Source organism: Pelotomaculum propionicicum (assembly GCF_048984525.1).
In the GTDB taxonomy this organism is placed as follows: Bacteria; Bacillota; Desulfotomaculia; order Desulfotomaculales; family Pelotomaculaceae; genus Syntrophopropionicum; species Syntrophopropionicum propionicicum_A.
Map to the genome: position 1 here is coordinate 253,286 of NZ_JBMGJC010000003.1, position 19,825 is coordinate 273,110.

21 protein-coding genes are annotated in these 19,825 nt (G+C 47.0%); 13 read left to right on the forward strand and 8 right to left on the reverse strand.

The annotated features are described in order from the left end of the window. The first annotated feature begins 270 nt into the window (after positions 1-270). Together ACOBQJ_RS05055 and ACOBQJ_RS05060 are read left to right on the forward strand one after the other, a co-directional pair. Complete coding sequence (locus ACOBQJ_RS05055; RefSeq protein ID WP_421070641.1) at positions 271-2,409, forward strand: acetate--CoA ligase family protein; 2,139 nt, start codon at positions 271-273, stop codon at positions 2,407-2,409. Positions 2,410-2,434: 25 nt separating this feature from the next. Further along, positions 2,435-3,058, forward strand: coding sequence for a TetR/AcrR family transcriptional regulator (locus tag ACOBQJ_RS05060; protein WP_421070642.1), 624 nt, complete (start codon positions 2,435-2,437; stop codon positions 3,056-3,058). 129 nt (positions 3,059-3,187) lie between these two features. On the opposite strand, the gene ACOBQJ_RS05065 is transcribed toward ACOBQJ_RS05060, so the two are convergent. From ACOBQJ_RS05065 to ACOBQJ_RS05085, 5 genes are all read right to left on the reverse strand, one after another. Continuing rightward, entirely contained in the window at positions 3,188-3,616 is a 429-nt protein-coding gene (locus ACOBQJ_RS05065; RefSeq protein WP_421070643.1) for a GreA/GreB family elongation factor, read from the reverse strand. 287 nt (positions 3,617-3,903) lie between these two features. Further along, positions 3,904-4,197 (reverse strand): zf-TFIIB domain-containing protein, encoded by a 294-nt coding sequence (locus ACOBQJ_RS05070; RefSeq protein WP_421070644.1) that lies wholly within the window; start codon positions 4,195-4,197, stop codon positions 3,904-3,906. Between the two features lie 46 nt (positions 4,198-4,243). Beyond that, the gene (locus ACOBQJ_RS05075) at positions 4,244-5,086 is read right to left on the reverse strand and encodes a zinc metalloprotease HtpX (protein ID WP_421070645.1); all 843 of its coding nucleotides are present in this window, start codon (positions 5,084-5,086) and stop codon (positions 4,244-4,246) included. 375 nt (positions 5,087-5,461) lie between these two features. Beyond that, on the reverse strand, positions 5,462-5,758 hold the full coding sequence (locus tag ACOBQJ_RS05080) for a transporter suffix domain-containing protein (protein WP_421070646.1): 297 nt from the start codon (positions 5,756-5,758) through the stop codon (positions 5,462-5,464). Then, positions 5,755-6,108 carry a DUF7670 domain-containing protein gene (locus tag ACOBQJ_RS05085; RefSeq protein ID WP_421070647.1) on the reverse strand — a complete coding sequence of 118 codons (354 nt, stop codon included), beginning with the start codon at positions 6,106-6,108 and terminating at the stop codon, positions 5,755-5,757. Before ACOBQJ_RS05085 ends, ACOBQJ_RS05080 begins: the two co-directional genes overlap by 4 nt. Positions 6,109-6,405: 297 nt before the next feature. Between ACOBQJ_RS05085 and ACOBQJ_RS05090 the strand changes: the two genes are divergently transcribed. Continuing rightward, positions 6,406-7,200, forward strand: a complete 795-nt coding sequence (locus tag ACOBQJ_RS05090) for a S1C family serine protease (protein WP_421070648.1) — start codon at positions 6,406-6,408, stop codon at positions 7,198-7,200. A gap of 54 nt (positions 7,201-7,254) precedes the next feature. Here ACOBQJ_RS05090 and ACOBQJ_RS05095 read toward each other — a convergent pair whose 3' ends face one another. Beyond that, positions 7,255-8,043: a L,D-transpeptidase gene (locus tag ACOBQJ_RS05095; RefSeq protein WP_421070649.1), complete on the reverse strand. Its 789-nt coding sequence runs from the start codon at positions 8,041-8,043 to the stop codon at positions 7,255-7,257. Positions 8,044-8,222: 179 nt separating this feature from the next. Here ACOBQJ_RS05095 and ACOBQJ_RS05100 point away from each other — a divergent pair, with 179 nt between their 5' ends. The 4 genes from ACOBQJ_RS05100 (at position 8,223) to ACOBQJ_RS05115 (ending at position 10,452) form a co-directional block, all read left to right on the forward strand. After that, positions 8,223-8,450, forward strand: a complete 228-nt coding sequence (locus ACOBQJ_RS05100) for a small, acid-soluble spore protein, alpha/beta type (RefSeq protein ID WP_421070668.1) — start codon at positions 8,223-8,225, stop codon at positions 8,448-8,450. A 216-nt stretch (positions 8,451-8,666) separates the two neighbouring features. Continuing rightward, positions 8,667-9,047: a hypothetical protein gene (locus tag ACOBQJ_RS05105; protein WP_421070650.1), complete on the forward strand. Its 381-nt coding sequence runs from the start codon at positions 8,667-8,669 to the stop codon at positions 9,045-9,047. Next, positions 9,035-9,166: a hypothetical protein gene (locus ACOBQJ_RS05110; protein ID WP_421070651.1), complete on the forward strand. Its 132-nt coding sequence runs from the start codon at positions 9,035-9,037 to the stop codon at positions 9,164-9,166. Before ACOBQJ_RS05105 ends, ACOBQJ_RS05110 begins: the two co-directional genes overlap by 13 nt. Positions 9,167-9,312: 146 nt before the next feature. Continuing rightward, entirely contained in the window at positions 9,313-10,452 is a 1,140-nt protein-coding gene (locus ACOBQJ_RS05115) for a two-component system sensor histidine kinase NtrB (RefSeq protein ID WP_421070652.1), read from the forward strand. A 23-nt stretch (positions 10,453-10,475) separates the two neighbouring features. Here the strand turns inward: ACOBQJ_RS05115 and ACOBQJ_RS05120 are convergent, their stop codons facing one another. Beyond that, on the reverse strand, positions 10,476-10,793 hold the full coding sequence (locus tag ACOBQJ_RS05120; protein WP_421070653.1) for a hypothetical protein: 318 nt from the start codon (positions 10,791-10,793) through the stop codon (positions 10,476-10,478). Positions 10,794-11,479: 686 nt separating this feature from the next. On the opposite strand from ACOBQJ_RS05120, the gene ACOBQJ_RS05125 reads away from it, so the two are divergent. The 4 genes from ACOBQJ_RS05125 to ACOBQJ_RS05140 all read left to right on the forward strand — a co-directional run bounded on the left by ACOBQJ_RS05125 (position 11,480) and on the right by ACOBQJ_RS05140 (position 15,817). After that, positions 11,480-12,196: a succinate dehydrogenase gene (locus tag ACOBQJ_RS05125; protein ID WP_421070654.1), complete on the forward strand. Its 717-nt coding sequence runs from the start codon at positions 11,480-11,482 to the stop codon at positions 12,194-12,196. Continuing rightward, complete coding sequence (locus tag ACOBQJ_RS05130; protein ID WP_421070655.1) at positions 12,193-14,019, forward strand: fumarate reductase flavoprotein subunit; 1,827 nt, start codon at positions 12,193-12,195, stop codon at positions 14,017-14,019. Before ACOBQJ_RS05125 ends, ACOBQJ_RS05130 begins: the two co-directional genes overlap by 4 nt. A gap of 30 nt (positions 14,020-14,049) precedes the next feature. Continuing rightward, on the forward strand, positions 14,050-14,799 hold the full coding sequence (locus tag ACOBQJ_RS05135; protein WP_421070656.1) for a fumarate reductase iron-sulfur subunit: 750 nt from the start codon (positions 14,050-14,052) through the stop codon (positions 14,797-14,799). Between the two features lie 202 nt (positions 14,800-15,001). After that, positions 15,002-15,817 (forward strand): M55 family metallopeptidase, encoded by an 816-nt coding sequence (locus ACOBQJ_RS05140; RefSeq protein WP_421070657.1) that lies wholly within the window; start codon positions 15,002-15,004, stop codon positions 15,815-15,817. Positions 15,818-16,032: 215 nt separating this feature from the next. Here ACOBQJ_RS05140 and ACOBQJ_RS05145 read toward each other — a convergent pair whose 3' ends face one another. Beyond that, complete coding sequence (locus tag ACOBQJ_RS05145) at positions 16,033-16,884, reverse strand: zinc metalloprotease HtpX (RefSeq protein ID WP_421070658.1); 852 nt, start codon at positions 16,882-16,884, stop codon at positions 16,033-16,035. Between the two features lie 196 nt (positions 16,885-17,080). On the opposite strand from ACOBQJ_RS05145, the gene tyrS reads away from it, so the two are divergent. Continuing rightward, positions 17,081-18,295, forward strand: coding sequence for a tyrosine--tRNA ligase (gene tyrS, locus ACOBQJ_RS05150; protein WP_421070659.1), 1,215 nt, complete (start codon positions 17,081-17,083; stop codon positions 18,293-18,295). 457 nt (positions 18,296-18,752) lie between these two features. After that, on the forward strand, positions 18,753-19,418 hold the full coding sequence (yunB, locus tag ACOBQJ_RS05155) for a sporulation protein YunB (protein WP_421070660.1): 666 nt from the start codon (positions 18,753-18,755) through the stop codon (positions 19,416-19,418). Positions 19,419-19,825 lie beyond the last annotated feature (407 nt).

The following is a 19,825-nucleotide window of genomic DNA, read 5'->3' on the forward strand; positions in this document are numbered from 1 at the left end:
TTTTTATTTGCATTTTTAGCTGTAGTCCACCAGCCATGAAACGCAAATGTTTTTGGCATTGATGGTATTGGAGCTTCGAAAAATTTCGAGCCTTGCCAACGTTTTATAGCCGTGATACTATGAAAACTGAATATAGTTCACTCTGTATGAGACCTTGTAATATTGAATATATAAAGTGCGATAAATCATATCATGCAAATCATTTAAAAAAACCTTCTGAATTTTGAACGTTATTCAGTTTATGAGTTTTGACAGTAAGGAGGATTTCATATGCTGCCGGAAAGCGTTTACAAAAAGTTAACTGAACCATCGTCAGTCGCGCTGGTTGGAGTGACCAGCCGGACTGGCCTGGGCAGCAACAGCCCGCTGGAAGTATTGCTTAAACAGGGCTACCAGGGGCGGATATACCCGGTCAACCCAAAAGGGGGAGAAATCTTGGGCATGCGTGTCTACACCACCCTTTTGGACGTACCGGAAATACCCGACCTTGCGGTAATTTGCGCGCCGCGTGACGCGGTGGTCGAGCTTTTCGGCCATTGCGCCGCCAAAGGGGTCACAGTTGTGATCATCATCGCCCAGGGCTTTCTTGACGGAGATGAGCAGGGCAAATTAATGCAGCAGGAACTATTTGAACAGGCTGCTAAAAACAATATCCGTATGCTGGGGCCTAACACCCTCGGTATTGTAAACAACTATCATCATTTCTGCACTTCGTTCATGGATTTTGTCAACCCTGTCAAACCCATCGGGATAACCTGCCAAACCGGCACTTTTTTCTTAGGCGCCTCTCAATTATGTACCGGTATCGGAATCATCGTCGATACGGGAAACACCACCGATATCAGTGTCACCGATGTGATTGGCTACCTGGCACGGGATCCCCGCCTGAAAGTTATCAATATCCATATGGAGAGCCTGCGCGACGGGACCAGGTTTATAGAGGCGGCCAGAGACGCTGTGGCGCTAAAACCGGTTATTATATATAAGACGGGAGTCAGCCCCGCCGGCTTACTGGCGGTGAGTTCGCATACAGGCTCCCTGGCCGGGGAGGACCGGGTGTTTGACGCCGCATTTAAGCAGTGTGGCTTGCTAAGGGCGGTGGACATTGAGGAAATCGGCGACCTGAATAAAATGTTCTGCACTTTCAGCGGGATTAAGGGAAACCGGATCGGATTGATTTCGATCTCCGGCGGCGCCGGTGTATGGGCTGTGGATGCCTGTACCCGCTTCGGCCTGGAAATTGCCAAATTCAGCCAGGCTACCATTGAGCGGCTCGATAGGTTGTTTCCCAAGTGGGGGCATTGCGCTAACCCGATGGATATTTGGCCGGCCAGTATGTTTCACGGCTACCATTATTGCTTCCGCCAAGCTCTGGAAGCCTATATGGAAGACCCGGAGATAGACGCGGTAATATGCATGACTGGATCATTCCTGGCTCCGGAAGAAGACTTTTTGGACATCACCGGGATCATCAGGGAAATAGCCGGGAGGTACCCGGAAAAGCCAGTGGTCGTTTCCTCCTGGGGCAATTACTACCGCTACTATGAAGAAGAATTAGAAAAAGACAACACGGTAGTGTATTATTTTTCAGTTGACCGCGCCGCCAGGGCGCTCGCAGGGCTGTATAAATATCACCATCTGATCAAGAATAAAGAGCGCGGGCCGGTAATACTGCCTGCGCATCCGGGGCAAAGCGAGGCCGCCGGGATTCTTGCCGGCAAGACAGGAAATCTGTCTCAAGCCGACGCTTTTAGATTAATGGAAGCCTACGGCATTGCCACCGCCCGCTGGGGTCAGGCGCGGAACCTTGAGGAGGCCTCAGTTCTGGCCGCTCAGATCGGCTACCCGGTGACCATGAAAATTTTGAGTCCTGATATCGTTCATAAATCGGATGTGGGCGGGGTGCGGCTCAACATCCAAAACGCCCGGGAGCTTGAAAAGGCCTTTACGGCCATGCACACTGAAATAGAACAAAAACAACCTGTCGCCCGCCTGGACGGGGTGATTATCCAGGAGCACCTGACCGGGGGGATAGAGCTGCTGCTGGGAAGTAAGAGGGATTCAACATTTGGACCGGTGTTGGCTTTTGGCGCGGGGGGAGTCTTTACGGAGATATTAGATGACATTTCCTTAAGAATTCCACCCTTGAGCAGGGAAGAAATAAAGACAATGATAGAAGAAACAAAAGTAAGCAAAATATTCGCCGGGGCCAGGGGTACCGCAGCGTTAAATTTAGAATTACTGATTGATTGCCTTGCCGGTTTATCTGAATTGATGCTGGCGAACCCGGCCATCTCGGAAATAGATTTAAACCCCATACTGGCCTGTTCAGACCGGGTGGCAGCGCTGGATGCCAGAGTAATCCTGGGTAATCAGCGGGAGCCGGCTGAAAAAGACACTGAACGTTAAAAATTAAAAAGATTGGGTAGTTTATATGCGTAACAAGATAAATAAAAGCGACTTGATCATGAAAGCTGCTTTAGAGATTTTTGACAACAAAAATTTTAAAGATGTCACTATTTCTGAGATAGCAGAGCGGGCAGGCGTTGCGGTGGGCACAGTCTATGAATATTTTAATAACAAAGAAGATCTTTACTTCAGCATACCCCAAAAGACATCGGAACATTTCAATGAACAGCTCAGGCTGCAATTGGATGGCCTTTACAGCTCTGCTGAGAAAATACGGAAGTTTATCTGGTTCTACCTCTATTACTTTGAGAATAATCCCGTTTACACTGAGCTTTTGCTTATGGAGTTGAGGGTTAATAAAAATTTCTTCAATACAGAACATTACCGTGGGCTCAGTGACGGTACTACCGAGATACTTATACTAATTAAGGAAGGCCAGCAGCAAGGAGAAATCAGGAATGACATCAGTCCCTATCTTATCCGTCATATGATTTTAGGAGTGCTAGAGCACATAACCACGAATTGGCTGCTTAAAGGGAAGAAGGGTGATCTGGTTTCATTCAGTAAGGATACGGCAGCATTGGTATTGCCCGGTATTATCCTTAAGCAGGATGATAAAAAGAGGGAAGACGCCAATGAAATTATTTGATTTAAGGTTGCGTTTATTTGACGGTTTTAGTATTACGGCTTTATAAATAAAAAAAGCAGGTCTCATCGTACCTGCCTGTATATTATTTAACTCAGGTACCATGTACCTGAGTTGCCGTACTAAAATTATTTACGACGGCTGGCTTAAAGGCATCTTTATGGATTGTATTTTATACTTTAATTTGCCTCCCGGCGTATTTATCGTTACTTCATCGCCCACCTTTTTCAGCAGCATCGATTTTCCCACCGGCGAAAAAATTGATACGTCGTGGGCTTCCTTGTTGTTGTAAGGTGTAACCATCCGGTAATTAAAAACGTCGTTTGTTTTCATGTCGATGACTTCGATGTCGCTGCCGATGACGACAAATGGCAAGGAGTTGTCCGAATTCTCACCTATACATAAATTATTTGTGATTAATATATCTATTTTAGCTATATAGTTGTCTAATAAGTCCCTAAACCTGTTGCGTTCTTTTGTTTGCCCGGGAAAGTATTCGTCAACCAGCTTGTTTTTATCGTGCTCCAGGTTTACCATGTGCAGTAATAAGTTTTCAAACACAGGTTTCGATAATGTAATTTTTTTTGACGTAAGTACCACCCCTCAATAAAACATTAAATGGTAATTCACGATATAATACACGAGGCATCTCGCGGGGAAGCGAAATGCCCTCTATATGTAAATACAATAACATAATAGTCAATGATTGTCAACAGTGGTTCATGCTTCCATTTAATTGTAGATCATTAATTAAATGTAATTTGCAATGTGGGAAAGGGCCGAGGCAAAAATGCCTCGGCCCTTTTCTAAAAAACTCAATAACTTAGGTACCGGGTACCGCCCTGCTATTAATCGAAAATGTCTGACAGTGTTTTAAACAGGTTCTTTTTCTTGTGTTGACCATACTTGTAATTGTGCTTATCATAATGATGCTTATCATAGTGATCACTCTTGGGCTCTCCGTGATAGGAGCTTTCATAATACTCGTCATATTCCCGCTGATGTTCTTTCATCCGCTCGAGCAGCAGCTCTAATTCGCCCCGGTCAAGCCAGACGCCCCTGCATTTCGGGCATACATCAATCAGGATCCCCGTTTTAGATACCTCATCCATAAATGTGGAACAAACCGGACAGTTTTTCATTCTACGACACCTCTTTCTATTTTTTTGTTATTGATTTGTTTACTGATTAAATCTTTATTTCGCCAAGCCGTTTAACCCTTTCGCTGACAGGTGGGTGGGTGCTGAAAAGCCTGGCTATGGATTCTCCGGACAGCGGGTTGACGATGAAGAGGTGTGACGCTGCCGGGTTAAGCTGCATAGGTATACGCCCCGCGGCGTACTCCAGTTTCTGGAGCGCGTTGGAAAGCCCGCCCGGACTGCCGGCAATGCGCGCCCCGGTATCGTCCGCCTGGTATTCACGCGAGCGGGAGATAGCCATTTGGATAAGCATGGCGGCGATCGGCGCAATAAAGGCCATCAGGATCGATCCCAGAAAGCTGCCGCCTCCTTCTTCGTCATCTCGTCCCATCCCTAAGATAGCCCCCCACTGGATGATATTGGCGATCATTGTAATCGCGCCGGCAAACGCGGCGGCGACGGTACCCACCAGGACGTCCCGGTTTTTTATGTGGGCCAGTTCATGGGACAGCACGCCTTCCAGCTCACTGCGGTCTAATATTTTTAGCAGCCCTTCGGTAACGGCCACAGCTGAATGCTCAGGATTTCTTCCGGTGGCAAAGGCATTTGGCTGCGGTGAAGGAGTGATATAGAGGCGGGGCATGGGCAGGCCTGCCCTTTCTGTCAGCCTCTCTATAATGTTATATAACTCCGGGGCCTCTTCTTTTGAGACCGGCCGGGACCCGGTCATCTTAATGGCAATCTTGTCGCTGTAATAGTAGCTGAAAAAGTTCATGCCCAGTGAAATCAGGAAGAACAGGGCTGCCCCGTTGCTTCCTCCCACCGCGCCGCCGATAAGGACCAGGATTACTGAAAGTATACCCATTAACAACCATACTTTAAAATTGTTCATATTTTTAACCCTCCCCATATTTATAAAGTTGACCTTAACCAGCCCAGTGCTGCACTCAATCACCCCGCATTTATTTAGGACACTATTTCTCATGTTTATAACTTGCACGGGGTACCCAAAAATAAAAGACCTCCGCATTTTCCCTTGAAAATACGAAGGTCTTGCCATGACATTAAAAGTCTCAGAGACCGGGTTTTTACAACCGTACTGACGATCTCTGTCCCGGGCGGACTGCCCGGTGGCTACTCCCCTTGCAGTTAATAAACTTGTCTTAAGAAGTATTATTGCAGTTATTTGGAAAAGTGTCAAGTGTTTTACGACTGCCAAAAACCTTAAAAAATGCTGAAAACAAAGGCTCACTCTAAACGCTTAAGGTTAGCTGTCGCGCTTCTTAAACCACCTGACGGGATTAAGATAACTTCTGTACTTTGTTACTATCTCTTTCCCGAGTATCAGGGCGCCCAGCCAGAACGAAGCTTCCCCTGATACAACGAGCGCGGATGAAATCGCAGCTTTTGTGCCAGTCGTATAAGGGGTAAATGGCACAAGTATAAGGCCAGCGTATAAAACACAAGAGAGTATGACCAACAAGAGCCCAATTTTCTTAATCCGCGGGCTGCCTGTGGCCTCATCTTTTTTTAAGGTTGGTTCTTCCTGGCTCCGTTCACTCATATCGGATGCTTGCTCCTTTTTATATGGGAAATAATGAGGAGAATGCCGATAAGCGTTATGGGCAGGGAAATGATCAAAAGCGTCAGGATGTTTTCATAAGTGTTAAAGCTCAGGGTGAAGAGCAGGCTGAAAAAAATAAACGCTATGCCGCTATGCACCGGATATTTCCAGGAGGCTGCCAGGGTTATGAGCAGGATGAACGACGGCAGCAGGTGAAACACAAAGCCGAGCAGTTCCCGGTAAAACGGGCCCTCACCAGTGAATGCGTCCAGCGCGAAAAGCGACAGGAATAAAATATATAAGATTGCCAGTATGCGCGGGGTCCAGAATAGTTTTATATTTTTGTCCATACCTAGCCACCTTGCAATTGGTATCTTTCCCCCTATTATACATCCAAACCAAAATTCTTAAAAATATATTGGATTTTCCTGTTTTGCGGACCAAATCTTCAATGAGAGCCTGGAATACCGCACCTGATACACTGTAGATGTGATAAGATATATTAATATAATAAAAACACCAATATCCTGGAAGAAGGGGATATCTATCGTACGTTATTCAAGATAAATTAGTGTGGTGATGTTATTATAGCGCCGGATGATAGTGGATTTAATGATGAAGACCTTAAGGCAGCGGATTCTCCGGAATTGGCGCAAAACTATGACGACGGGCAGGATGAATATGAGGAAAAACCGGCCCGCCGCCCGCTGTGGATACGCCTGGTGGCTTTTATGACCGCCCTGGCCGTCCTCGGCCTGGCTGTTGTGACTGCGTTCCCCGGTGACAGGTTGTCTCTGGGCGACCTGGTAAAAAACTCGTTTCAACTAAAGAAAAACGTTGATCCCCAACTCACTGCGGCGGTTGTAAAAATTGACGTGATAACACGCCGGCAGGGTACTGTCTCGGTGGAGAAAAAGCTGGGAACAGGTTTTAATATTGACCCCGGCGGGGTGATAATAACAAATCACCACGTGATCGAGGACGCTTTGAATATGTCTATAACGTTCCCGGACGGAAAGGTCTGCCGGGCTGACCGCTGGTCCAGCCGGCCGGAAGCGGACCTGGCGGTAATCGCCCTGCAGTCGGAAAACCTTCCGGTGGCGCCTGTTGATTTTTCTAGGCTGCCGGCCCCGGGGGATAAAATCAGGGTGGTGGGAAACCCGCTGGAGCTGAATAATATCCTGGTCGAGGGAAAAGTTGAGCAGTATTTGAAAATTAGGGACAGACAGGGTAAGATTTTCAGTATTGACGCCCCCATCTACCCGGGTAACAGCGGCAGCCCGGTGTATAATATGAGCGGGCAGGTTGTTGGCGTCATATTTGGCAGCCTGCAGGGAGAAAAAGACGGGAGCGGCAGGGCTAAAGGGCTGGCTGTGGCCGTTGTTGAGGCGCGCGGGTTAATAGATGCCGTGCTTGCTGAAAAACAGGCTGGGGCAAATTAATATTTATATCTACAGTGGTAGGGCATAATAGAAGGCGGCAATTAAAACCGCCTTTTATGTTTTTTTATGAATATCTTCCACAATATCCACCCTGGTCCCTACTTTAACAAGCGGTTGGAGCTCGCCGATGTCCTGGTTGTTCATCCTGATACAGCCCCCTGAGGCATGGCTTCCTATTGAGCCGGGTTCGTCCGTGCCGTGAATTCCGTATTTCAAGCCTTTGGGAGCCCTGTGGTCAGTTTCCGCCCTTTTGTCATTTTCAAAGGGTACGCCAAGCCCCATCCACCTGGTTCCAAAAGCTTCATCCAGGTCCTCACCGCCAATTTTGTTCATAATTATAAAATTGCCCACAGGAGTGAAATGGGACTCCCTCCCGGTGGCAACCCGGTAGCTTTTGTAGAGTTCACTGCTTTTATAAAAATAAAGCGTGTTTGTATTTTTATCTACTATAATGCTGTCGCCGCCTGCTTCAGGCGCCGGATAGGAGGCTAGGAGCGTCAATTCGGGCTGAGTGTCCGCAATATAAATTCTCCTGCCGCTTAATATTTTAATGCCGTTTAAAATGCTTACACCATACAGGGGAAGTTCCTCCGCCGGCTTGTTTTTTATCGCCGTTATCTCTGCCGGTACGCTGTCGCCGCCGGCCGGCACGGCAAGCTGTTCATTTGTCCTTTTATTTACTAGAATGTACTGGCCTTGTTGGCTGTAAACCGCCAGAGCACCGTCATTATAAAGGGGTTTAATAAAGATAAACTTGCCCTGGGGCGACTGGAGTTTTATAAATGCGGCAGGGAGTGTAAGCGCAAGAGCAGCAAAGATCAATAAAATAGCATATCTTTTCATATTAAGTACCCAGTTTTGATTGTTGTTATCAGTTGATATAAATATTGCTAACATAATAATGTTTCATGATTGAGAGAATAAAAATAAAATGTTTTAGTAAAGGAGGCTGCCAGTTGATCAAGGATTTGACTGTAATAACAAATGACGCTCCCGATTTGATTAAAAATATATCTACCGGTATGATTCCAAAAGATCTGGAGCCATATGTATCACCTGCTTTGGAAGAGTTTAGAAACGAGATGGCCGCCGAGCTTGGCATGCCTGATTATGAAAATATCGACAAGGGCGAGTTGCCTTCCAGGGCCAACGGTAACGTTGGCGGTAATATGACCAGTAAAATGGTGAAATTTGCGGAAGCGGTCCTGGCCTGGAATTATAAAAACCGGCTGATGCTGGACGGCAAATAAAGCGGATAGGCACAGGCATAAGGCAAAAACCAAAATGGCATGTTCCTTAAAGGGACACAGCCATTTATTTTTTTAGCAATTACCCGCCATTATTGTTGTCTATTTAAGTATGGCTATAGAATTCCAATATTTTGCCAAACCGTGTATCAATTAAGATAAAACATACATATAATAATGCAAATAAAATACTTATGGCAGCGCAAAAGAAGGGATAACATGGACAATAAGGACCTGAGTAATATTATAAGATTTATGGATTATAAAATTGGCAAGTATCTTGAGCCTTCGTATACAGACGACGAAGTTATTGTAATGTACACCAAAGGTAAGCAAAAAGCTTGTTTTGATGTAAAAAATTTATTTTTAAAAATACTGTATGATAAATTTCAGCATGTGCCGCTGGCCAAAGAGGATGTTTTGGATTTAATACTCATAATGGACTCTAAAAAAAATAACTGTGATGTAAAATCTTTAAATACCCCAAACGGTTTGCATGATGTCAGCGTTAAAGGCCAAAGCGATCTGTATAGTGAAGTTAAGGGAATATTAGAGGACTTTCTTTGTGAGTACGACGAGGAGTCGCTTTGCCAGCACTGACATACATAACAATCGGAGGGCTGGAGCCAAGCGGATTCAACACCATGGAGACTTTGTCTGCAACCTGGGGCCGGATTAATCCGGCCTTTTCCTTTTCTGCTTACCAGCAGCTTGGTTAAATACTAAAATGGTCGTATTGATATAAGCAGCGGAATATTTAAAAAAATATTAAATATGTTAAAATTCGACAAATTATCTGAAGGTAATTTTTGATCCCTTATTGAACGAATAACACCAATAAAAATTTGTTGATTGGTGGATAAAAATGGTAAGATTGATAGAAAAAGCTGAGCAGCTGACAATTGACGCCATCATTTTTCAGGAGTTAGCGCACGAGATAGAGCAGCCCGGGGAAAGGAGGGCTGTTGACCGCAGGCAGTCAGACAGGGATGTCCGCACATTAAATAAAAAAATCACTTATGTCCTGGAGAATATTACAGACGGCTTATTTATCATTGATAAAAGATGGCGGTTCATTTATCTGAACGCGGAAGCAGAGAAGTTCTGGTCAAGAAAGAAGGGAGAACTTCTTGGGAAGTCTATTTGGGACGAATTTCCCGAGGTTATTTACTCGCCGTTGTATAAATACTTTCACCGGGCCTTCCTGAACCAGGCATCCGAAAATTTTGAGATGTACTGCCCGGGCTGTAACAAATGGGTTGAGGTAGATGTAAACCCTTCGAAGGAAGGTGTTTCTTTTTACTTTCGTGATATAGGCGAGCGGAAGCAGTTCGAAAAGGAAATGTACCGTTTAGACCGTTTAAACCTGATTGGACAGATGGCGGCCGGGATCGGTCACGAAATAAGGAACCCGCTGACTACTGTGAGAGGTTTTCTGCAGCTGTTGTCAGGAAAGGATAACTGCCTGCAGTACAGGGAATTTTTCGGCCTGATGATAGATGAACTGGACCGGGCAAATACCATAATTACAGAATTCCTTTCACTGGCCAAAGACAAGGCTATAGAATTAAAATTGAATAATATTAACAGCATTATAGAAGCGATCAAGCCTTTAATCAGCTCTGACGCCAGTGTAAGCCAGGTCAACATAAATATTGATTTGGCTGAAGTGCCGGATATCCTGGTTGATGAAAAAGAAATTCGCCAGCTCGTTTTGAACCTTGTGCGGAATGGTTTCGAGGCGATGCCCACGGGCGGCGAGCTGTCAATCAGCACTTACGCTGATAACGGCGAAATCATACTGGCAGTCAAGGACCAGGGAAACGGTATAGCAGACGATATAATTGAAAAATTGGGCACCCCTTTTTTTACCACCAAAGATAAGGGCACAGGCCTCGGGCTGGCTGTTTGTTACAGCATAGCGGCAAGGCACCGGGCCAAAATAAAAGTAGAAACCGGAAAAACAGGCACGACCTTTTTTGTGCGGTTTCAACAGGAAAATTAATTTTGCAGTATTATTTGATCAGTTTACGAAGGTTCTTTCCTGGACTTTTCCCAGATGGCGACCCCTATTTGGTCTATTGCTTTTTTCAGTCCCCTGGGGTCATCAAGGCTATAACCCTTTTCCCAGTAATCTGCCAGCACCCCGACAAATTTTGTGAATCCAGTCACTCCCGTCACTATCCAGAGGTGAATATATCCCACATGACGGGGATCGCATGTGTGGTTTTGGTCGGTTTTGTGGGTTATTCTGAAATCTCGCAGGGATTTACCCTCGTCCACCCAGGACAGTGTTCCTTCCTCCACGGTAACTTCTTTTCCACAGGTTTCGCATGTAAATATCACTTTTTTAACACTCCTTATCGATTGATGAAGTAATTTTGAATACATTGTATCCAATATCAAATTATTAATATATCACATAAGTTGTAATAATTCCATAGGCATGTCAGTAAATTATATTATTGGAAAAAGCCAGTAAATAGGATTTTTTTCAAACATTTTAATTTGATTAACAAGAAAATTTTTTATAAAAACTTGTTTTAAATTATTACTTAAAAAAGGATTTTCCGAAGCAACGTCGAAAATCTACAAACAAGGTATATACTTATAAGTTTTCCTTATGATATTAATAATAGCCTGGGGGGTAATAAGCGCTGCTTGCAGTAAGCTCTCTGGTTTATTATCTCTTTTGCATTAAAGATAAGATCTGTTTTACTTATTTTTTTTGAAGGAGGGGATGTGAAAGTAAAAACTATTTAACTGCTATCTTGAGGAGATAGCTTATTTTTTGGTAAGCCCGGAACATTACATTTAAAACAGGAAGGACACCGGCCTTGCCGAAAGGAGGGAAAGTGGAAGTTTAGGTTTTTGCGCATGTCGTGTTGGTAGAGTTGAGTGTTTGGTTTAGAGTTTAGTTTTATTAAAAAGTGTGTTGTTTAGTTTTATTGAGAAGAGTGTTGTTGCATTTCATTGGCCCGGTGTAAGGGGGTTTTAGGTCTTTAAAAGTCCCTTAGGGAAAGGAGAATAATATGGAACTAGCGAAGAATTTGCAGGTGACTTTAAACAGGTCATACGGCAAGACTGACCTGTATGTCGACCTCGCTCAGTCAATCAGTGGAGTAATACTTATAGGTTTCTTATGGATGCACATGCTTTTTGTATCCACCATTATTGTTAGTCCAGCTCTATTTGATACCTTATCTGAAGGCCTGGATAAATATTACCTCGCACAGCTTGGTATACCCGCGACCATCCTGATTATTGTTATCCACATATTCCTTGCAGGGCGCAGGGCGCCGCTCCGCCTTCGCGATTTGAGGATAACCTACCGGATGGCAAAATTGATGGGTCACTTTGACACTTGGGTATGGGTTGGTCAGGTTGTCACCGCGCTGATGGTAGGCATTATGGCCAGCATACACCTGTGGACAATATTAGGCGCATGGCCGCTCAGGGCGGCAACAAGCGCCGCGCGTGTAGCTTCCAGCGGCCCTGCAGATATTACCTGGGGCGGCTTTGCTTTCCCATTCTATATTCTATTTTACGTGGTATTCCTGATTGCAGGAGAATATCACGGCGGTTTCGGCCTCTATCGCATCCTGGTCAAGTGGGGCTGGTGGGAGCGCCACACCATGGGTTATGTTCTTAAAGGTATCACCGTAATAATCGTTGCTCTTGGTTTTATTTCCTTATATACCTTTACTAAGATAGCTGCTAATCCGGCGATTGGAGGTGCCATACATTGAGCGCAAAAAATACCCATGTATGTGATGTTTTAGTTATCGGCGCTGGCTTGGCTGCCAACCGTTCAGCTATTGAGGCTGCCCAAGCCGGCTTAAGTGTTATTATCCTAAGCTTGGTACCACCGCGCCGTTCCCACAGTACTGCTGCCCAGGGCGGTATGCAGGCTTCCCTTGGGAACATCGCGATGGGCAAAGGCGACAACCCTGAGACCCACTTTGCAGATACTGTGAAGGGTTCGGACTGGGGCTGCGACCAGGAAGTCGCCAAGATGTTCTGTGAAACTGTTCCTTCGATGATTAGACAGCTCGATTACTGGGGCGTGCCCTGGAACCGGGTTACCGCCGGCAAAAAGAAATACGCCAGCGGCATTGAAACCGAAGACCCCAAGGAAAAGGAAGGTTTAATCACCGCCCGTGACTTCGGCGGCACGGCCAAGTGGCGCTGTTGCTATACTTCAGACGGCACTGGCCATACAGTAGTGTTTGTGGTGGACACCGTGGTCTGCAAGTTGGGGATCCCCGTACATGACAGGATGGAAGCTATTTCTCTTATTCACGACGGAGAAACATGCTATGGCTGCGTGGCCAGGGACCTGCGTAACGGCGAACTGAATGTTTACCTGGCTAAATCAACCATTATCGGCACCGGCGGCGCGGGACGTATTTACGCTGCTTCTACCAACGCCGTCATCTGCGAAGGAACCGGGGGGGCTATCGCCCTCAACACCGGCCTCGTACCCCTCGGCAACATGGAAGCGATTCAGTTCCACCCGACTGGGATGCCCCCGGTATATATCCTGATGACTGAGGGCGCCCGTGGTGACGGCGGCTACCTGCTGGACAAGAACATGCACAGGTTTATGCCCGACTACGAGCCCAAGAAGAAGGAACTTGCCTCCCGTGACGTTGTTTCCCGCCGCATGGTCCAGCATATCCGGGCCGGCTACGGCGTAGACAGCAAATATTCCACCCAGCAGCACCTGTGGCTGGACATCCGCCACCTGGGCCGCCAGTGGGTCTGGAAAAACTTGCGTGAGATCGCCACTATCGCCACCAACTTCAACGGAATTGACCCGGCCAAGGAACTGGTGCCGGTTATCCCGACCCAGCACTACACCATGGGCGGCATCCGCACCAACAAGGACGGCGCCGCGTACGGACTCAAAGGGCTGTTTGCCATGGGCGAAGCGGCCTGCTGGGACCTGCACGGATTCAACCGCCTTGGCGGCAACTCGCTGGCTGAGACTGTCACCGCCGGCTATATTTGCGGCAAGCAAGTCGCCAAGTACACACTTGGCGAGACTCGCAACTTCAACATGAAACTGGTTGAAGACTTCGTCAAGATAGAAGAAGAAAAGATTAAAAACCTCATTTCCGGCAAAAACGGCAGGGAAAACGTGTACGATATCAGAGCCGCTATGGGGACAGCCATGATGGACCATGTCCACATTTTCCGGACTGGTAAAGCCCTGGAGCAGGGCGTGGCGAAGCTGCAAGAACTTTACAGGCGTTCACTGAAGATCGGCCTCCGTTCCTCCGGCCAGGGCGCCAATCCGGAACTGGCCCTTGCGATCAAGATGCCGGGACAGGTCCGCACAGCGCTCTGTGTTGCATATGGCGCGTTAATGCGTACCGAGAGCCGCGGCAGCCACTTCCGGGAAGACTATCCGAAGCGGGACGACGTGAACTGGCTCAAGCGTACACTGGCTTACTGGAAAGAAGGGGCCGACCTGCCCACGCTTGACTATGAGCCTGTACCATGTCCGATACTGCCTCCGGGCGACCGCGGATACGGCGAAGCGAGCGCGGGACCCAAGGGAAAATAACGTAGTATAAGGAGGAGGGTGAAGAAGAGTATGGGACGCCAGTTAACTATATCTTGTTTTCGCTATAACCCTAACATCCCCGGTGACAAGCCCAGGATGCAGGATTATCAAATTGAAGAATACGAAGGTATGACCTTATTTGTGGCGCTTAATGATATTCGCGAAAAGCTTGACCCCACATTAATGTTTGACTTCGTCTGCCGGGCGGCAATCTGCGGCTCCTGCGCCATGCTGATCAACGGCAGGCCCAGGCTGGCATGCAAGACCATGACCAGGTTGCTGCCGAGCAAGTTTACAGTGATGCCGCTGCCGGTATTTAAACTGATCGGTGACCTTGCGGTCGATACAGGCACCTGGTACAGGGATTTACAGGTGAGGACAGAAGCCTGGGTCCACACCAACAAGAAGTTTGATTTCAACGCTCTTGAAATCAGGCTGGATAACAAAACTGCTGAGGCGATTTACGATCCTGAGCAGTGCATTGAGTGCGGCTGCTGTGTAGCTGCCTGCGTAACTGCCAACATCCGTGAAGACTTCCTGGGTGCTACAGGGATCAACAGGGTGTACCGCTTCCTTATTGACCCGCGGGATGAGCGCTCGGATGCCGAGTACTTTGACGTGGTCGGCAACGAAGACGGAGCGTTTGGCTGCGTAGGCCTCATGGCTTGCGCCGACCTCTGCCCGAAGGAAATTCCGCTGCAGGACAACCTGGCCTTTGTCCGCCGCAAGATGGCGGCAGCCGGCCTGAAGCTGTCATTTAACGGAGTCAAAATCTCGTAGCTTAAATAAAGCATTTAAAACCCGTGGAGGCATAAGCCGCCACGGGTTTTTTTTTCTCTGAAGCATAGCAGACCTAATTCCCTTCCATTATTAATAAATACCCCAGCAAAAATAAAAACTGGCTTTAGGGCATTTATTGATATTTATAGATGCGTATTTTTTCAAAAACAAAAAATATATTCCTTTATGGGGGGGATTTTTTATGTTCAAAGTTTTTATTGCCGCCGACATAGAGGGTACCTGTGGTTACGTGGACTGGCCCGAAAAGCAGCCGGAAAACGACCTGCGCAGGGAGGAGATGACCGCTGAGGTTAACGCGGCTATAGAGGGAGCGCTGGCCGGGGGTGCCACAGATATAGTGGTTTCGGATATCCATATGAGAAAGCAAAATATTTATCACGGCAAACTGGCGGGGAATGCGTCATTGATAAGCGGAACAAAAAGAAGGTTGATGTGGATGGACACCGTGCAGGAATGCGACCTTGTTTTTCTAATAGGCTTTCATGCCCGGGGCGGAACATCTGGTGCGGTTTTACCCCATACCATGAATATGTGGATAACGGACTTGATATTAAACGGCGTCGATGCTGGAGAGTCCTATATAAGCGCCGCCTGCGCCGGGCATTTCGGAGTCCCTGTAGGAATGGCCTCGGGAGACCGTGCTTTTGTGGATGAGATTAATTCCTTTCTGCCAGGCCTGGAGACGGTGGTAGTAAAGGAAGCTGTAGGCAGCACCGCAGCGCTTAATATTCATCCTGTCATATCCGCGGCAAAGATAACCGAAGCGGCAAGAATTGCCGCCTGCAGGGGACTAAAGGGTGATTTCAAACCGTTTTGTGTCGCTGAGCCTGTGGAGATGCGGCTGGGAGTGACCTGGCCCGGATATGCGGAAGCGCTCAGCCTTGTCCCGGGCGTGCGGAGGAACGGCGGCAGGGAGATCCTTTATACGGGCGCCTTTCTTGACGTAATGAATATAATATCGCTCTTTGTCAGCTGGATAGAGAAAAAACAAGTGTAAACAAATTGACAGGATTTACAGGATTATTAGGATTTACAGGATTTCCAAAGAAATATAAATTATTAATTAATTTTAATAATCTTTTGCCCTTATGTAAGGTGAAAATCTTATTTAATCCAGTTAATCGATTTAAATCCTGTTAATCCTGTCAGATTGTTTTAATTATTGCCTGTGCTAAATTAATTAATCCCGGGGGATAGCCCCGGGATTATTATCTAAATTCTCATTTCTTCAAGCCGCCTGACCCTTTCCTCTATGGGCGGGTGGGTGCTGAAAAGCCGTGCCAGTGATTGGCCGGAAAGAGGATTCACAATAAACAGGTGGGAAGTCGCCGGATTGACTTGCATTGGGATCTGTTGCGCTCCCCGTTCCATCTTTAACAGGGCGCCGGACAGGCCTTCCGCACGTCCTGCAATACGGGCCCCGTCCGCGTCGGCCTCAAATTCTCTTGAGCGTGATATTGCCATCTGGACCAGCATGGCCGCGATAGGGGCTAATATTATCATCAGCAGTGTGCCGGCAAGCCCTATGATGCCGCCGCCTTCTTCATCGTCACCGCTTAAACCGCCGAACATCAAACCCCACTGAAGCATATTGGCTATCATTGTAATAGCCCCGGCCAGGGCGGCTGCTATAGTCCCGATCAGCACGTCCCGGTTTTTAACGTGTGCCAGCTCGTGTGCCAGCACTCCTTCCAGTTCAGTGCGGTTCAGTAGTCGCATAATCCCCTCAGTCACCGCCACGGCAGAGTGTGAAGGACCCCGCCCGGTGGCGAATGCGTTTGGCTGATCTGACGGCGTGATAAAGATGCGCGGCATGGGAATGCGCGCCTGCTGGGAAAGGCGCCTGACAATTTCGTAAAGTTCTGGTGCTTCATTTTCTGAAACCGGGTAGGAGCGTGTCATTTTAATTGCTATCGAATCGCTGAAATAATAGCTGATGAGGTTCATAAACAGGGCAATGATGAAGAACAGCATAGCGCCAGAACTGCCGCCTATAGCGTTTCCGATCAGCACGAGCAATACTGAGAGAAAGCCCATTAAAAGCCAAGCCTTCAGGTTGTTCACTCTGATACCCCCGTTAAAAATTAGAAATATATATTCATATACACTGTTGTATTATATAATATTATCCGCCCGTTTTCAAACAGAGAACTGGCCAAAAATGGCTTCCTGGGCTGATGGCTGTTGATTTAGCAGGTAAAATACTGGTATAATTAATGAGATTTTTACAGACGGGCTTTTTTGCGAAAGGAGTATTGTTTTGGTCGATTTAGATAAGCAATTGGAGATTATAAAAAGGGGCACAATTGAAATTATTCCGGAGGCGGAGTTGACGGACAAGCTAAAGTCTTCTATTAAGGAAGGCCGGCCGCTCACGATCAAGCTCGGGCTTGACCCTACCGCTCCGGACATCCACCTCGGCCATACGGTAGTTCTGCAAAAACTGAGACAGTTCCAGGACCTTGGACACCAGGTCATACTGATCCTCGGCGACTTCACTGCAAGGATTGGCGATCCCACCGGCAAGTCGGAAACGCGAAAACAGCTTACAGAAGAACAGGTGCTGGAAAATGCCAGGACTTACGAGAGGCAGATTTTTAAAATCCTGGATCGTGCAAAAACCAGAGTGGTATTTAACAGCCAGTGGCTGGCCCCGCTGAATTTTACCCAGGTAATTGAACTCGCCGCCAAGTACACTTTAGCCAGGATAATGGAACGTGATGATTTCGCCAAGCGCTACAAAGAAGGCCTTCCAATCAGCATCCACGAGTTGTTCTACCCGCTGATGCAGGGATATGATTCAGTTGAGCTGAAGGCTGATGTTGAGATAGGCGGCACGGATCAAAAGTTCAACCTTTTAATGGGCCGCACACTGCAAAAAGAGTACGGCTATGAACCACAAATAGCCATTACGATGCCCATACTGGAAGGTCTGGACGGGGTCCATAAGATGAGCAAGAGCCTCGGAAACTATATCGGCATCGACGAACCGCCGCGTGAGATGTACGGCAAAACCATGTCCCTGCCGGACGACATGATGGTCAGGTATTTTGAGCTGGTCACGGCAGTGTCTCTGGAAGAGCTTCGCTCTATTGATAAAGGCCTTAAAAGCGGTGACCTGCACCCGAGAGACGTCAAGATGAGGCTGGCCAGGGAAATAGTGACACAGTACCATGACAGCGGACAGGCCAGGGCTGCCGAAGAAGAGTTTATAAGGATGTTTCAGCAAAAAGACCTGCCGGATGAAATCCCTGAATTCAAGCCTGCCGGTGACATGCTGGACACTGTGTGGCTGCCGAAGCTGATGGTGGCCGCCGGCAGCGTCAGCAGCACCAGCGAGGCCAGGCGTTTAATCCAGCAGGGTGCGGTAAAGGTTGACGGAATAAGAGTTGACGACCCCAACATTAATATAAAACCATCCGCAGGTATGATCATACAGGTGGGCAAAAGGAAATTTTTTAAAATAGTTATATAACAAGGATGATTAAAATACTTGAAGCCCAAGGAGTTAAACCTGCTGCTCCATTGCTGAAGCGTTAGCGTGTTCAGGGACGGTCCGCCGAGCGTGTCTTGGGGACGGTTTTGTTGACACGATTTCCAATATTAAATCTTGAGATAAAAGCGTGTCAACAGAACTGTCCTCATGACACGATCGAGAGAAAAATCCTCTTAAAAAGAACGGTCCCCCTCGGCACGGTCCAAAGAGACGTGTGAATAACTGACATGTCTTAAGAGCCTAAAAAGACCATTGGGAATACCAGAATCCCACGACTTACGGCCAACGAATCGATACCATAGAGATTTTGTCTGCAATCTCAAGCGCTCAGGCGCTTTTTTTGTTTGGGTTGCTATCATTTTTCAAGCCGTGACATAAATTATAAACGGGTATGTTTTACGGGGGTATATCAAAACTGCCTGGGTTATTAAAGGAGGTGACAGATTTGTTCAAAAGAAGGCGAAAAAGAAAAACTGTTTTTAGTATCGCTTTCATAAATATAATAGTAATCGGTGCTGTATTGATGGCTGACCTGGCCCTGAGGGACACCTTTTTCAATATCGCCGAAACCAGGGCAGTGCAAATTGCTACTGAGGCGGCAAATAAAGCCTTACAGCAAGAGGTGGCAGACGAAAATATTCAATACCAGGACTTTATACTAATTCACAAAGACAGCGACGGGCATATCGTGCTGATGCAGGCTAATACAGTGAGGGTGAATAAGTTTGCTTCCGACACCACCCTGGCGGTACAGAAAGCCCTGGAGGATTTGAGGTGGCAGTCATTCGGCATACCTGCAGGGCAGATCCTGGGAATTCCCTTTTTCGCCAACCTTGGGCCCAAGATTAATTACATCATTTTGCCTGTCGGGTCAGTCAGGGTTAACGTGGTTGATAAATTTGAAACTGCCGGGATAAACCAAACGCGCCATTCGATCTATTTAAATTTTGACACCAATGTCCGGGTAGTCATCCCTTCCAAGGGAGGCGAAGCTGTGGTCGGGATGCAGGTGCCCCTGGTTGACAGTATAATTGTCGGCAATGTACCAAGTACCTTTGTCAGTGTGCCGGGCGGCATTTTGAGCAGCGGTTTGTTAAAATAAAAAGTTTATTTTTCTTTTGCGGAAAATGGTGAATAATATTCCAGGCTGTTAACACAGAATATAAAGAAAATTAAAACTTGTAATATTTTGCGCCAGGGTGCTTGACAAAAGATGACCCGGTATGGTAACTTAATAAACGTTGTTGTCATATCTAGCAGGTAACGGAACCACAAATTACCGGTTGACCGGAGCGCTAGAAAAAGATAAGATAGTTATTGTCGCCGCCAAAAAGGCGCCGGCGAAAAAAAAGATTATATCAGCCCCAAACGGCTTATATAATAGGTCTTTGAAAACTAAACAGTGGATGGATGTAAAAACGAGACGTGAGAAATGAGACGTGAGACGTGAGGATGGATGACAGGCCTTGAAAGTCCAAAAGACTAAAGAGGAATGCCCTGAATCACACG

Excerpts from the sequence above, each read along its gene's own strand:
- ACOBQJ_RS05055 (WP_421070641.1), top strand. The coding sequence starts at position 271 with ATGCTGCCGGAAAGCGTTTACAAAAAGTTAACTGAACCATCGTCAGTC.
- ACOBQJ_RS05060 (WP_421070642.1), top strand. The coding sequence starts at position 2,435 with ATGCGTAACAAGATAAATAAAAGCGACTTGATCATGAAAGCTGCTTTA.
- ACOBQJ_RS05070 (WP_421070644.1), bottom strand. The coding sequence starts at position 4,197 with ATGAAAAACTGTCCGGTTTGTTCCACATTTATGGATGAGGTATCTAAA.
- ACOBQJ_RS05075 (WP_421070645.1), bottom strand. The coding sequence starts at position 5,086 with ATGAACAATTTTAAAGTATGGTTGTTAATGGGTATACTTTCAGTAATC.
- ACOBQJ_RS05080 (WP_421070646.1), bottom strand. The coding sequence starts at position 5,758 with ATGAGTGAACGGAGCCAGGAAGAACCAACCTTAAAAAAAGATGAGGCC.
- ACOBQJ_RS05085 (WP_421070647.1), bottom strand. The coding sequence starts at position 6,108 with ATGGACAAAAATATAAAACTATTCTGGACCCCGCGCATACTGGCAATC.
- ACOBQJ_RS05095 (WP_421070649.1), bottom strand. The coding sequence starts at position 8,043 with ATGAAAAGATATGCTATTTTATTGATCTTTGCTGCTCTTGCGCTTACA.
- ACOBQJ_RS05100 (WP_421070668.1), top strand. The coding sequence starts at position 8,223 with ATGATTCCAAAAGATCTGGAGCCATATGTATCACCTGCTTTGGAAGAG.
- ACOBQJ_RS05105 (WP_421070650.1), top strand. The coding sequence starts at position 8,667 with ATGGACAATAAGGACCTGAGTAATATTATAAGATTTATGGATTATAAA.
- ACOBQJ_RS05115 (WP_421070652.1), top strand. The coding sequence starts at position 9,313 with ATGGTAAGATTGATAGAAAAAGCTGAGCAGCTGACAATTGACGCCATC.
- ACOBQJ_RS05125 (WP_421070654.1), top strand. The coding sequence starts at position 11,480 with ATGGAACTAGCGAAGAATTTGCAGGTGACTTTAAACAGGTCATACGGC.
- ACOBQJ_RS05135 (WP_421070656.1), top strand. The coding sequence starts at position 14,050 with ATGGGACGCCAGTTAACTATATCTTGTTTTCGCTATAACCCTAACATC.
- ACOBQJ_RS05140 (WP_421070657.1), top strand. The coding sequence starts at position 15,002 with ATGTTCAAAGTTTTTATTGCCGCCGACATAGAGGGTACCTGTGGTTAC.